The 14,433-nt window shown below is 42.9% G+C and carries 8 protein-coding genes; all 8 read left to right on the top strand.

Annotated elements, in window-relative coordinates; genetic code table 11:
- The first annotated feature begins 9 nt into the window (after nucleotides 1-9).
- Nucleotides 10-1,596 (top strand): sulfatase family protein, encoded by a 1,587-nt coding sequence (locus G9Q97_RS10885; protein WP_166146754.1) that lies wholly within the window; start codon nucleotides 10-12, stop codon nucleotides 1,594-1,596.
- Entirely contained in the window at nucleotides 1,593-3,041 is a 1,449-nt protein-coding gene (locus G9Q97_RS10890; protein WP_166146756.1) for a sulfatase family protein, read from the top strand. The genes G9Q97_RS10885 and G9Q97_RS10890 overlap by 4 nt, the downstream gene beginning before the upstream one ends.
- A 34-nt stretch (nucleotides 3,042-3,075) precedes the next feature.
- Nucleotides 3,076-5,418 carry a cytochrome C gene (locus G9Q97_RS10895; protein WP_166146758.1) on the top strand — a complete coding sequence of 781 codons (2,343 nt, stop codon included), beginning with the start codon at nucleotides 3,076-3,078 and terminating at the stop codon, nucleotides 5,416-5,418.
- A complete protein-coding gene (locus G9Q97_RS10900) occupies nucleotides 5,415-6,830 on the top strand; it encodes a mandelate racemase/muconate lactonizing enzyme family protein (protein ID WP_166146760.1) in 1,416 nt (471 codons plus the stop codon). The genes G9Q97_RS10895 and G9Q97_RS10900 overlap by 4 nt, the downstream gene beginning before the upstream one ends.
- A gap of 307 nt (nucleotides 6,831-7,137) precedes the next feature.
- Nucleotides 7,138-7,518 (top strand): response regulator, encoded by a 381-nt coding sequence (locus tag G9Q97_RS10905; protein WP_166146762.1) that lies wholly within the window; start codon nucleotides 7,138-7,140, stop codon nucleotides 7,516-7,518.
- An 86-nt stretch (nucleotides 7,519-7,604) separates the two neighbouring features.
- The gene (locus G9Q97_RS10910) at nucleotides 7,605-9,032 is read left to right on the top strand and encodes a BNR-4 repeat-containing protein (protein ID WP_166146764.1); all 1,428 of its coding nucleotides are present in this window, start codon (nucleotides 7,605-7,607) and stop codon (nucleotides 9,030-9,032) included.
- 116 nt (nucleotides 9,033-9,148) lie between these two features.
- Nucleotides 9,149-11,035, top strand: coding sequence for a 7TM diverse intracellular signaling domain-containing protein (locus tag G9Q97_RS10915; protein WP_246255604.1), 1,887 nt, complete (start codon nucleotides 9,149-9,151; stop codon nucleotides 11,033-11,035).
- A gap of 299 nt (nucleotides 11,036-11,334) precedes the next feature.
- A complete protein-coding gene (locus G9Q97_RS10920) occupies nucleotides 11,335-14,424 on the top strand; it encodes a SusC/RagA family TonB-linked outer membrane protein (protein ID WP_166146766.1) in 3,090 nt (1,029 codons plus the stop codon).
- Nucleotides 14,425-14,433 lie beyond the last annotated feature (9 nt).

Below are 14,433 nucleotides of genomic sequence, written 5' to 3' on the forward strand. Positions count from 1 at the left end.
CCAACCAGGATGTTAATAAAAAAAAACCTGAACAAGTTTCTATTATTTCTTTTTATACTGCCCCTGGCCTGCCAGACCCGGGAGGAAGAACCCAAAAGGCCCAATATCCTTTTCGCCATTGCAGATGATTTGTCCTATCCGCATATGGGTGCATACGGTACAGATTGGATCAATACTCCTGGTTTTGACAGGGTTGCCAATGACGGTTTGTTGTTTACCAGGGCCTATACGCCCAATGCCAAATGCTCTCCTTCCAGATCGATTATCCTAACAGGAAGGAATTCCTGGCAATTGGAAGAAGCAGCCAACCATGTGCCTTTTTTCCCTTCCAAATTTTTATCTCATGTAGAGGTATTGGGAGAGAATGGTTATTTCACGGGATTTACCGGCAAAGGGTGGGCACCCGGGAATGCAGGAGAAAGAAATGGTGAGCCCAGAAGGCTTACCGGACCCAGGTTTAGTGATCTGGTATTGGATCCACCTACTGATCAAATAAGCCGGGTAGATTATGCGGGCAATTTTAAAACGTTTCTCGATGAGAAACCGGAGGAGGAACCCTTTTACTTTTGGTATGGATCCACTGAGCCTCACAGGGCTTATGAATTTGGTTCAGGCGTGGCCCTGGGAGGTAAGTCATTGGACATGATTGATCAGGTTCCCGCATTCTGGCCAGATAATGATTCGGTGAGAAATGATTTATTGGATTATGCCTTTGAAACGGAATATTTTGACAGGCACCTGATGGACATGTTGGAAGAATTGGAAAGAAGAGGTGAATTGGACAATACCCTGGTCATTGTAACGGCAGATAATGGCATGCCCTTTCCACGGGTAAAGGGACAGGCCTATGAGCTTTCCAACCACTTGCCCCTGGCCATTATGTGGGGCAGGGGCATTCAGAATCCCGGCAGGATAATCGATGATTTTGTCAATTTTACGGATTTTTCACCAACTTTCCTGGAATTGGCCGAAATTCACCCGGACAGTTCGGGCATGGCAATCATGAGTGGCAAAAGCCTGGTTTCTATTTTTAATACCGATGCATCAGGTAAAACGGACCCTTCCAGAAGCAGGGTATTGATAGGAAAAGAGCGCCATGATATCGGAAGACCTGATGATCAGGGTTATCCCATCAGGGGAATTGTGACGGAGGAATACACCTATATTCAAAACTTTGAAACCAACCGCTGGCCGGCAGGAAATCCGGAAACAGGCTATCTCAATACGGACGGTAGTCCCACAAAGACGGTAATCCTTAATCAAAGAAGGGTGGAAGGAGAGGAGCATTTTTGGAACCTGTCTTTTGGAAAAAGAGCAGCTGAAGAATTGTACGACAGGCAGAAGGATCCTTTATGCCTGAATAACCTGGCCCTGCACCCTGAATACCAAAACATAAAAGACAACCTGGCCGAGCAGATGGTGAATCAATTAAAGGAGCAGGATGACCCACGCATGTTTGGCAATGGCGACATATTTGATGATTATGAATATGCCCAGGAAAGCCAAAGGGATTTTTACACCAGATTTATGGAGGGCGAATCCTTTAATACCGGCTGGGTCAACGATTCGGACTACGAAAAAGATTTTGAGGAATGAAGCAGCTATATCTATTGGTATTTATTTCCCTGCTTGGCCATGCCTTTTCTGTTGCATGGGCACAAGACCCAAGACCCAATATCATCATGATCATAGCGGATGATATTGGCTATGAAGACCTGGGGGCAACAGGAAATTCTCAGGTCAAATCTCCCAATATTGACAGGATGGCAGAAGAGGGATTGATGTTTTCCAATTTTTACCTGACCACCAGCTCCTGCAGTCCCAGCCGCTGCAGCATCATCTCCGGAAGGTACCCGCACAATGCCGGTGCAGCTGAATTGCATACGCCTCTACCGGAATCTATCCTTACTTTTCCTGAATTATTGCAAGAGGCCGGATACTTTACGGGCCAATCTGGAAAATGGCACATGGGCCCTGCCCCGAGGAGAGGTTTTGATATCATTTATGATAAGGGTCCGCAAATAGGGGATGGTGGAGAAGCACAATGGGTTCCATTGCTGCAGGAAAGACCTAAAGGTAAGCCTTTCTTTCTTTGGTTGGCTTCACTGGATGCCCACCGGCCCTGGGGAACGAATGACTTTTCCGGCACTCATGACAAAAGCAGTGTTGATGTACCCAGACATTTGGTAAATGCCGAAGCTACCAGAGCAGATCTGGCCCAATATTACGATGAAATTACCCGTTTTGACGATTTTATCGGAAAGGTGGAAAAAGAACTGGAGGAACAAGGGGTTTTGGAACATACCGTTATTGTAATACTATCAGACAATGGCAGGCCTTTTCCCCGAAGCAAGACCAGGCTAATAGATTCCGGGATCAAATCGCCTTTGATCATCAAATGGCCCAAAGGTATACCTAAAGTAGGACAGGTTTCGGAAAGCTTGGTCAGTAGCATCGATCTGGCACCCACCTTTCTGGATTTGGCGGGAGTAGCGATAGGAGATAATTTTCAGGGAAAAAGTTTCTTACCCCTTTTGCAAAATCCCGGCTTACCTTTCAGGAACTATGTATTTGCCGAACATAACTGGCATGACCATGAAGCCCATGAAAGGATGGTCAGAAGCAAAGATTTCCTGTTTATACGAAACAACCGGCCTCAATCCAGTAATCCCGGTCCTGCAGATTCCAATGCCAGCGATGCTTTTGCAGACTTGAAGCGGCAAAGGGATGAAGGTATGCTCAATCCGGTTCAGGCAGATGTTTTTGCTTCTCCCAGACCGCATGAAGAACTTTACTTCCTCAGGGAAGATCCGGGACTATGGCTAAACAGGGCAGCCACAGCAGAGGCTGAATTTGCATTGGATCATTTAAGAAGGGTGCTGGATCAATGGGTTGAGGAAACAGATGATTCCCTGCCACAAAATCTTACCGCAGACTGGTATAACAAAGAAACAGGTAAAGCACTTGATATTGAAAGGAGTAGGGGAACCATGCCAGGCGGTGATAAGGCCCTGAATACAACAGAGAAGGGGCCTTTCTGATTCCGAAAAGTATATTAGTGTTGATTTTCAAATAATGATGTTTAGAAGCTGTCATCTTTTTACCGTAGCCTTACTGGGCCTGGCCCTGTCCGCTTGTCAGCCCCAAGGCAGGGAAACTCCCGAGCGGCCCAGGGATCCCTGGGCCTTTCGGTCAGTTTTGGATAGAAAACCCCGAATGCTTAGCCTTGCACTGGATTCAGCTTGTTACGCCGCCTATGATTTGTCCACAGGGCAGCTTTATAAGGTTTGGAAAGGGGGGATTTTGATGGAAGGAACAGTATTTACAAACAAAAAAAACATACAGCCCAGCAGTTGGGGAACCGCTTATTATGAAGAAAACGAATTGCCGGGGAAATGGGTCATTTCGAAAAATGGACAGGAAATTCCATTTGACCTGCAATACAAAAGCTATTTGCTTCTGGACAATAAAATCACCCTCAATCTTGAATTTTTGCTCAAAGATGGAAGCCGGATTTCCCTGCAGGAAAGCCCCGAATTTAAGCGGGATGCTAGCGGTAAACCCGGTTTTGAAAGATCTTTCCGTTTGAATGGTCAGTCCCCTGCTGTCTCCATTGAGTTGGTCAGTGAAAACGGACTGAAGCGGCATGTTATCCAGGATGGAAGCAATATTACAGATTATTTTGAAGCGTTACCGGTCCAGAAACCGCCGGCAGTTGGAGATAGTTATGATCATTTAGGCATTTTATGGATGGAGAATAGCGACTGTTATACCTGCCATGAGGAATACAATGCCATGGTAGGGCCTTCATTTGAGCAAATTGCTTCCCAATATTCCAAAGGCAAGGAGGCCTACGCTTTGCTTACCAAAAAAATACAAGAGGGTGGAGTAGGTGTCTGGGGGGATACCCCTATGAACCCACATCCCGACCTGGCCGAAAAGGAGATAAAAACCATTTTGGATTATATTTTCACTTTCAAACCAAAGGAACCCGTTGAGGAACAGCAGCTTCAGGTAGGACAAGTCGGTTCTTCAAAAGCAGAGGAAGAGAGGCTTAACCCGGGGCATGGTGCGCCTTTGGAGGGGGTACATCCAAGCTATGATTTAACTACACTACATGGTGAAAACTTTCAACCCAGAGTTGGGGGCTTGGCTTTTTTACCGGATGGCGGCTTATTGGTAAGCACCTGGGATTCGATAGGAGGACTTTACCTGATTGATGGGGTTTTGGAGGATGATCCAGCTGCGGTATCCGTCAAACGGATAGCCGAGGGTCTGGCGGAGCCACTTGGTTTGGAAGTAGTTGATGGAGAGATATTTGTCCTGCAAAAGCATGAATTGACCCAATTGATTGATCATAACGGCGATGCCATCATTGATGAATACCGGGTGATTTGTGATTCCTGGGGGGTGACAGATGACTTCCATGAATTTGCATTCGGGTTGGTGCATAAGGATAATCACTTTTACATCACCTTGTCCATGGCCATGCGCCTGATGGCCAACGAAAGGCAGTTACCCGACAGGGGCAGGACATTGAAAATTAGCAGGGATGGCAGCTACGAACAGGTGGATTATGGCTTGAGAACGCCAAATGGGATAGGTCTTGGAATGGATGCGGAACTTTTTGTAACGGACAATCAGGGTCAGTGGCTGCCTGCCAACAAGCTGTTGCATGTTCAAAAAGGAGCCTATAACGGCATGGCCTGGGGACTTTCGGCAGCAGCCGAAAAAGATCCGCCTACCATGGCGCCTCCTGCGATTTGGCTGCCCGATAAGGAAATCGGAAATTCCCCTTCGGAGCCTATTTTGATGAAAGATGGACCTTATAAAGGCCAGATGCTGCATGGGGATGTGACACACGGAGGAATCAAGCGGGATTTTCTGGAGAAAATAAACGGACAATACCAGGGAGCCGTATTCAGGTTTTCCCAGGGATTCACTGCAGGGGTGAACCGATTGGTATGGGGACCAGACGGTGCATTGTATGTAGGAGAAGTAGGTATGGTAGGAGGCTGGAGTTGGAAAGAAAACCAGTTCGGGCTGGAAAAAATCAAATTTAATGGTAAAAGTACTTTTGAAATGTTGGCAATAAGGGCCAAGCCCGATGGTTTTGAGATTGAATTCACAAGTCCCGTAGCCCTGAACAACTTCAATAGAGAGATGATACATTTGGAGCAGTGGAGGTATGAACCTACAGCATCCTATGGAGGGCCAAAGCTTGATCAGGTAGAATTGATCCCCGATAAAATGGAATGGTCTTCCGATAGAAAGAAACTTTATCTGAGTATTCCAGGTCTAAAGCCGCAACATGTCATTTATTTCAAGCTTGCTGAAGCATTGAAAAGCAGTGAAGGTGAGTCATTATGGTCCTCAGAATCCTGGTATACGCTTAACCAAATCCCCAAAAACCCATGAAATTGAACAACAATCAAGAATGGAGCAGACGTACATTTTTAAGCCGGTCCGGTTTAGCCCTGGCCGCCGGAAGTCTGGGCATTTCTCCCTTCATAAGTCTGGGAAAACCTGATAAAAATTTTAAAATGAAGAAAGCGATTAAAGTTACCCATACTGATTCTAACTTTGAAAGAGAACCTTTATACCCTTATCGATTTAAAGGTAGTGCCATCACAGAGGCATGGCAGACCGTGGCACTGATGCGGTCTGAGAGCGGGATGGAGAAGATTGGTATAGGTACTCAGGGGACTTTGTGGTCTGACAAGGCTGTATTTCAGTCCCATTCCACTACGGGAGGGAATGCCCTGATGTACGCCATGACTGAAAGAGCCTTGCAGATTATTAAAGGAAATAGTTTTGTGGACCCTGTGACCTTATTGGATGATATATTTCCCGAAGTATATGCATATGGGAAAAAAATAACAAATAATCCCGATCTGAAAAAAACCTTTGCATTAAATGCATTGGTACCTGTGGACAATGCTGCCTGGCTACTTTTTGGCGCCGAAAATGGATTAAAAACCTTTGATGAGATGATTCCTGATGCCTATAAGCCAGGATTATCCCACAAACATGACAAGGTGGCCAGTATTCCTTCTTTTAGTGTGGGTGCATCTATCAAAGACATACAGGCAGCAGCGGATCGGGGCCACTTTATCATGAAACTGAAGACAGGAGCGGCAGGAACCCAGAAGGAAATGCTTGCCAAGGATATTGAATTTTTGTCGGCCGTACATAAAACCCTGGGCCATCTTAAAACACCCTATACCAAAAACGGAAAAATACCCTATTATTTTGATGTGAATGAGCGCTACGAAAAGAAGGAAACCCTGGAAAGGTTCTTGGACCATGCTAAAAAAATTGATGCATTTGAACAAATAGCGGTTATCGAAGAGCCTTTTGGAGAGGATAATCCTACTTATGTAGGGGATCTTGGTGTACGCATTGCTGCCGATGAAAGTGCTCATACGGTGGAGGATGCCCTGCAAAGGATTGAACAGGGGTATTCGGCCATTGCGGTTAAGGCCATTGCCAAAACAATGAGCATGACGATGAAAATTGTGCAGGCAGCCTATGAGAAGCAGGTTCCTTGTTTCTGTGCCGACCTTACTGTTAATCCCATTTTGGTAGATTGGAACAAAAACGTGGCTGCCCGTCTGGCTCCTTTTCCTGACATGAACCTGGGTCTTCAGGAAACAAACGGACATCAATACTATAAAAACTGGGATCAAATGCTTGGCTATCATCCGATGTCAAATGCATCCTGGGTACAAACCAAAGATGGTGTGTACCCTACAGGTCCCGAATTTTACCAAAAAAGTGGTGGAATTCTGGCGAGTAGTCCCCATTATCAAAAAATGTTTGAGATTTGATTTTAGTTCTTTACCCACTTTTAAGGTTATGAAAGTATTTAGCAAAGCCATTAACTTCCGGTTAATGGCTTTTTTTATTAACATATAAATATTTTTTATAACATAAAATGGATTTGGAGAAATTTCCGGAAAATATTAGCGCAATTAATTTTTAAATCCTTTTACTTGTTTTACATTTGAAAAAATGTATTTTAAATATATAAATATGCATGTCAAATAATTACTTTCTTTCAATTGCCCTTTCAGCATGTTAAATTGTATTTATTGCTCTTTTTAAGTTAAAGATATTAAAGCTAAATGGTTTAAAGTGAAAATATTATTGGTAGATGATGATCCCATTGTTATCTTGTTGCAGAAGAAACTGATGGAAAAGGCCGGGATAAGCCATGAGGTGACCTCTTTCAACAATGGAGAGGATCTTGTAGGTTTTCTTGCGGAGAATGCATTACCTGATGAAGATTATCTTATGTTTCTAGACATCAATATGCCTGGTTTATCAGGATGGGATGTTTTGGACACTTTAGATGCCATGAACCTTTCTCAAAGAATAGAGGTGATCATCATTACTTCTTCCATTGAGGCTGCAGACAAGCGCAAAGCTAATAAATATAAACGAGTGGTTGATTTTTGGGTAAAACCATTCAGTATTCAGGATTTTAGTCAATTTAAAGAAAAATTCAAATTATAGGTTTGGCCGGCAATTTATGGTTCAACTGAACTGATATTATTATCCAACAATTTATTTATTTTTGTGCTTCACTGAAAAAATATCTCATGAAGCGACATACCCAATTTATCCTTTCCAACTTATTTTTTATTTTGTTTTCTTTTGGGCAACCATCGGTTGCTCAGGAGAAATTCCCCACTGTTGATGGGTACAAAGGTATTTGGTTTACTCTGGGTCAATTTTCCACATATGGAGACAAATACTCAGGCGGCCTGGGTACTTACACTGCAAAGCATATTCCCCTGGCCATCCATGCGCCGGAGGTCAACCGGACTTTTTTTGTATACGGGGGCACCAGGTCTGAAAGTGAGAAACACCTTTTGTGTATGATAGGCATGTTTGATCATGAAACAGGAATGGTGAGCAAACCTGTGATCGTTCATGATAAAATGGGGGTGGATGATCCCCATGACAACCCCAGCCTGTCACTAGATAGTGAGGGTCATATATGGGTTTTTGTAAGCGGTAGAGGGAGAAAAAGGATGGGTTTTAAATACAAAAGCAAGGAACCCTACAAAATTGATGCTTTTGATCTGATTTCCGAGGAAGAAATGACCTATCCTCAACCCAAATATATTCCAGAAATGGGGTTTCTCAATTTATTCACCAAATATACGGGCATAAGGGAGCTGTATTTTGAAACAAGTGCCTATGGAATGAATTGGTCTACTGATCAAAAGTTGGTAGCCATTAAAAGAAATGGGGACGACAATAGCGGGCATTATCAGATTAGTGGTCAAAGCGGTAATAAAATTGGTTTTTTCTGCAATTGGCATCCCAATGGAAATGTAGACCTCAGAACCAATCTATATTACTTTCAAACCACTGATTTTGGAGAAACATGGACTGATGTGCAAGGAAACAAAGTATCAATTCCGGTAGTGAATTTGACTTCCTCCGGGCTGGTAAAGGAGTATTTCAGCCAAAAAAGGAATGTGTATTTAAAGGATGTGAATTTTGATTCTGAAGGTAATCCTATTGCTTTGTATGTGGAAGGAATAGGGCATCAACCCGGTCCTGAAAATGGAAGCAGGAAGTGGCATGTGGTTCATTGGAACGGCAATTCATGGGAAGACCATGTCATTACCGAATCGGATCAAAACTATGATATGGGAAGTCTTTGGGTGGCAGGAGATGACTGGATGGTAATTGGTCCAACGACTGACAGCCCGCAGGATTGGGGAGCCGGTGGAGAGGTAGAAATGTGGAAAAGCAATGATGGAGGAGCCAATTGGGATAAGGCAAAAACTTTAACCAGAGGGAGCCAAAGAAACCATAACTACATCAGAAAAGTAGTTGATGGTCAGGATCCTTTTTATTATTTCTGGGCGGATGGAAATCCAAATGAATTCAGTAAAAGCCAACTTTATTTTGGCAACAGTGCAGGCCAGGTCTGGGTACTTCCTTACGAAATGGAAAAAGAGCAGGTAAAACCCAGGAGATGGCGCTCAGGTTGGTTCAGCAGTTGGTTTTAAGCAAGGAAAAAACAATTTTGAACTTTACCTTTCAGGATTAGTTGAAACTGGGAACTGATTTTTGACCTTATGGGGTTAATTTAGAAAGGTAATGTGACATGTATATCCTGTTTCGTTTGAGTAGAGTACCTTTCCTGATCAAATTGTTTCATGTGATGGCTTTTTTGCTGCTGTCTGAGTCTGGATTTGGGCAGCGCATTTCAGGAGAAGCAACATTAGCCATAGATGACAACTGGAATGAGAGAATATATGCCATAGACCAGCTTGAATTTTTTGAAGATACATCCGATACCCTGGTATTTGGAGACATCATCAAAAAGGAGTTCCAGCAATATTTTAAAATCGATGCAAATTTCAGTAAAAATGATTTCAATACCAGTCATACTTATTGGGTAAAACTTTCTATAGCCAATAACCCAGATAGCGACAAAAAGTGGTTGCTGGAATTTTACGATCAAAGTATAGATAAGATAGAAGCTTATTTTCCGGATGAAAACGGAATGTATCAACGGCGATTAATGGGGGACGACCTCCCCTTTAACAACCGACTTTTCTACCATAAAAATTTTCAGCACGAAATCCCTAACCAGTTGGATAGAATTGAGAATTTTTACTTTAAGATCAATTCCACACAGAAGGCCGATATCCGCATTGCGGTTCGCTCACTTCACCGGTTTATTCATTATGCCCTTAGTGAATATTTTCTCTATGGTTTGTTTTATGGCATGATTCTCATTATTGCCTTTTACAATTTCCTTATTTTTCTGGCCGTAAGGGAAATGAAATATATCTATTATATTTTATACTTGCTGAGCGTGGGATTTTATGCCATGAGTTTGGATGGCATAGGTTTCCAATATTTTTGGCCGCAATTGCCAGAATTGAACTTTTTTGTGAATGGCGTATTTAGTTTTTTTATTGTTTTTTGGGCTGTCTTGTTTACTATCCGCTTTTTAAACACCCGTAGAAGGGCTAAAACCTTTCATTATTTGCTTTGGTTTTCTTTGTTTTTCAAATCCATGATTTTCATGGCAGGACTGTTGATTGATAAATCCTATTTTGAAATTTCCTTTTTTGATCTGATTCCTTTCTTACTGATATTTTCTACAGGTATTTATTTGTTATCCAGGAATTTTCAGGCAGCGCGATTTTTTGTGATGGCCTATGGTGTTTTGTTTACTGGAGTATTGATAAAAGTCCTGGCAAGCTATGCCATAATACCACACCATATCATCGTTTACTATAGCCTTCATTTTGCTTTTCTGGTTGAGATGGTCTTGTTGTCTTTTGCTCTGGGAGACAGGATCCGAATCATGAAAGAAATACGGGATAAAGCATTAAAGCGTTCCTTGAATCAATACAAGGAAAATATAGCTTTGAAGGAGAGAGTAAACCTGGAGTTGGAAACAAAGGTAAAAGACAGAACTACCGAATTGGAGGAAAAAAACCGTTTACTCGAACATTATAACCAGCAATTGCAGGATAAGGATAAGGAGATCAAAAGAATAAATGCCTTACTCGACAAAGATAATTGGAAGTTAAAAAGTTCAATCAGGGATTCTTACAAGGCACGAATTTCTCAACAATCCCTTTCCCGGGAAGAATTTGCCAATATTTTTCCGGATCAATCGGCCTGTTACCGGTATTTGGAGGATCTCAAATGGGGAAAAGGTTTTTCATGCAGGCAATGCGGCAAAACCAAATTTGGAAAAGGCCCAAAATGGTTTTCACGGAGATGCACCCATTGCGGACACATTGATTCCGCAACAGCTGGTACGATTTTTCATGGAATTAAATTCCCTCTTGAAAAAGCCTTTTATATTCTTTATGCTTCCCTGGAGGTGAAGGACAAGATGACCCTTGATGAATTGTCAGAAGTTTTGGATTTAGGCCGGAATACAATTTGGGCTTTTCGGAAAAAGGTAAATCAAAGAATGCAAGCAGCTGAAGAGGGTAGTTTGAAATGGGAGGAACTGATTCTTTTGCAACCCTTGTCTACCTGATTTTTTAATTATAATATCTTTAATTAAATTTTTTGGCCTCCAATAGCGAAGTATATAAAAGTTTGATAAATTCCTTGGATGTTTATTTTTAAAAATCCTGTTTAAAGCAAAATAACAATGATTCTTATGTTATTAAACTGGAAAAAGCCAGGAGAATTTTTCGATTTTTAGAGCCCAGATTTCCAACATTTCTTATTGGAATTCAGATGTTTTTAAGTCTTTAGATTACCTTTTCGGAGGAAATACCAATAGTCAGATTTCCTATTAAATTATTAAATACTACCTAACTTAACTGATGTATGAAAATTCCTTTTACTTACAGCAAGGGATATTTTAAACCCAAAATTCCAGCAAAATTGGGATGGAGCCTGGGCTTTTTTCTGTGGATGATAAGCCTGGCTGGCTCAAGTGCCATCGCTCAACAAATTTCTGTATCTGGAAATATTACTGATCCGACAGGAGAATCGGTTCCGGGAGTGAATATTCTCGAAAAAAATACCAGCAACGGAACCGTATCCGACATGGACGGTAATTATGAATTAACGGTCAGCTCCTCCGAGGCGATACTGGTGTTTTCTTTTATAGGTTTTGAAACCCAGGAAGTGAATGTCAATGGCAGGAGCCAGATTAATGTGGTGTTTTCTGAAGACTCGCAAAATCTCGAGGAGGTGGTAGTAGTTGGGTACGGTACCCAAAGGGAAAAGGACCTTACTTCTGCCATTACCACTGTAAAATCTGATGATATCATCAAAACGCCCAATTCTCAAGCCATGCAGGCGCTTCAAGGCCGTGTGGCTGGTGTACAAATCGTCAGTAACGGGGCACCCGGTGCTTCTCCTACCGTCCGTGTGAGAGGTGTTGGTTCTTTCGAAGGTGGAGCGGCTCCCCTTTATGTGGTAGATGGCATGTTTTTCGATAATATTGATTTTCTGAATCCAAACGATATTGAAACCATATCCGTCTTAAAAGATGCATCTGCATCCGCCATTTACGGGGTAAGGGCTGCAAACGGTGTAGTGGTCATAGAAACCAAGTCCGGTAGTTACAATCAGGAGCCGGAAATTGTTTATGATGGTTATTATGGGGTACAAAACCCACAAAATATTTTAAAAATGGCCAATACCCAACAGTTTGTCGGGTACATCAATGAGACAGGATCGGCTCCGGATATTGCTTTTGTTCAAAATGCCATTCAGCGGTATGGCAGAAGCCGCATTGATCCCAGTTTGCCGGATGTGAACACAGATTGGTATGCTGAAATGATGCAGCCAGCTACCATCCAGAACCACACCCTATCTATCAATGGAGGGAGTGAAAGGACCCGATACTCCGTGGGAGGTAGTTACTTTGATCAACAGGGTCTGATGAAAGATACCCGTAACAGCTATAAGCGGATGAATTTCAGGGTAAAATTGGATGCCGATCTCAAGGATTGGATTAGTGTAGGCGGTAACCTGAATGTCAGTACAGGAGAGCAGTACAATGGGGATAATGGGGCCTGGTTCCGGTCTTATTTTGCAGTACCCATCATTCCGGTGTATGATGAGCAAAATGAAAATGCCCAGCCCTATCAACTCTCCAATGCCCAGCAAATCGGATACAGGGGCAATCAAAATCCATTTTACAGCCTTTTATATTCCGACAACAAAAACAAGATTGCGAAAATACTGGGTAACTTTTATGCCGAATTGGAAATTATTCCCAATAACCTGACCTTCAAAACGTCTTATAATTACAACCTGGAATCGGTAACCAGCAGGAACGTTGGCTTTGCCTATAACGATGGGGTAACTGAGCGGCAATCGTCCATCAACAGGAGAACCTTCAACCGTTATGATCAGATTTGGGATAATTTCCTTACCTACCAAAACAATTTTGACAGACATAACCTGACGGTCGTTTTGGGACAATCTTACAGGAGCGAAACCAATGAAGCTTTGTTTGCCAGGGGGGAAAATATCAATCCTAATCCGGACAGGGACCAGGAACAGTTCTGGTACCTGAATAATGCGACTGATTTTGACCTCAATGGTATTGGCGATGGAGGATCACGTTTGTTCTTTCAGTCTTATTTTTCCCGTGTGGCCTATAATTACGATGACCGTTACCTTTTGTATGGTACCTTTCGGCGAGATGGTAACAATAAATTCCAAAACAAATGGGGTAATTTTGCCACTATTGGTGCAGGATGGGTGCTTACTGAAGAAGCCTTCTTTAATGTAGATGCGATTAATTTCTTAAAACTTCGCGGATCATGGGGTGAATTGGGTAATGATGGTATCAGCCCTTCCGTAGGTGCCCCGGTGCTGGTGGAAAACAATGCTGCCATTGATGGGGTATTGGTGATTGGACGGCGTCTGGATCCAACCTTTGATTTGATAGAGCAGTGGGAAACAACGGTAGAAAGAAATTTCGGTCTGAATGCCCGCATGTTCAGGGAAAGGCTTTCTATAGAAGCGGACTATTTTATCAGAGATACACGAAACCTTGCGGTGAGCATCATCCCTCCGGTAATCCGTGCCAGTGAAAGGAGAAGTGTGGGTGAAATCCGGAATCAGGGGCTGGAAGTGGCGGCCAATTGGGAGGATAACCTGACTACCAATTTTTCCTATTATTTTGGCGGAAATTTTGGAACACTTAAAAACACCGTTCTAGGTCTGGGTGGGGCAGAAGGCCTGGATGCAGGTTCAGCAGAGTTCAGACAAAGGTCCATTATTGGTCAGCCCTATCAGGCTTTCTTCGGATATGAGACGGATGGGGTTTTCCAATCTCAGGAGCAAATAAATGCTTACGGTTACACCCAGGAATTCATCAACGACAATGACCTGCAGCCTGGCGATTTGATTTTCAGGGATCAAAACGGAGACGGTATGGTCAATGACCAGGATCGGGTGGTACTGGGCTCTTTTTTGCCCAGTCTGACTTATGGCTTTAATGCAGGGTTCCGTTATAGAAACCTGGATTTTTCAGCCCTCTTTCAAGGGCAATCCGGCTATAAAATCCTAAACCGGAAACGGGGAGAAATCATTTTCACCAATGATACCAACTTGGATGCCGAACTTGCCAATAACCTTTGGAGAGGAGAGGGTACATCCAATCGTTACCCCTCCGCTGCAGGCTTGCGTAAGGGTTGGAACCAAAATCTGAGCGATTATTTTGTGGAAGACGGTTCCTATTTCAGAATTCAAAATGTAAGGCTTTCTTATACCCTTGCAGACAAAGAGGTTTTCGGCACTACAATGCCTGAGACCAGATTCACCCTTACTGCAGAGCGACCCTTAACGATGTTTAATTACAACGGTTTTAATCCCGAAGTGGCAAATGGTATTGACCGGCAGGTATACCCTATCCCGGCCATCTATACCGTTGGTCTGAACATTAAACTTTAAATGAAGATG

The sequence above is a fragment of the Cyclobacterium plantarum genome (assembly GCF_011290685.1).
Taxonomy (GTDB): domain Bacteria; phylum Bacteroidota; class Bacteroidia; order Cytophagales; family Cyclobacteriaceae; genus Cyclobacterium; species Cyclobacterium plantarum.

Coding starts and splice junctions, on each gene's coding strand:
- G9Q97_RS10890 (WP_166146756.1), top strand. CDS start 1,593: ATGAAGCAGCTATATCTATTGGTATTTATTTCCCTGCTTGGCCATGCC.
- G9Q97_RS10910 (WP_166146764.1), top strand. CDS start 7,605: ATGAAGCGACATACCCAATTTATCCTTTCCAACTTATTTTTTATTTTG.
- G9Q97_RS10885 (WP_166146754.1), top strand. CDS start 10: ATGTTAATAAAAAAAAACCTGAACAAGTTTCTATTATTTCTTTTTATA.
- G9Q97_RS10895 (WP_166146758.1), top strand. CDS start 3,076: ATGATGTTTAGAAGCTGTCATCTTTTTACCGTAGCCTTACTGGGCCTG.
- G9Q97_RS10920 (WP_166146766.1), top strand. CDS start 11,335: ATGAAAATTCCTTTTACTTACAGCAAGGGATATTTTAAACCCAAAATT.
- G9Q97_RS10900 (WP_166146760.1), top strand. CDS start 5,415: ATGAAATTGAACAACAATCAAGAATGGAGCAGACGTACATTTTTAAGC.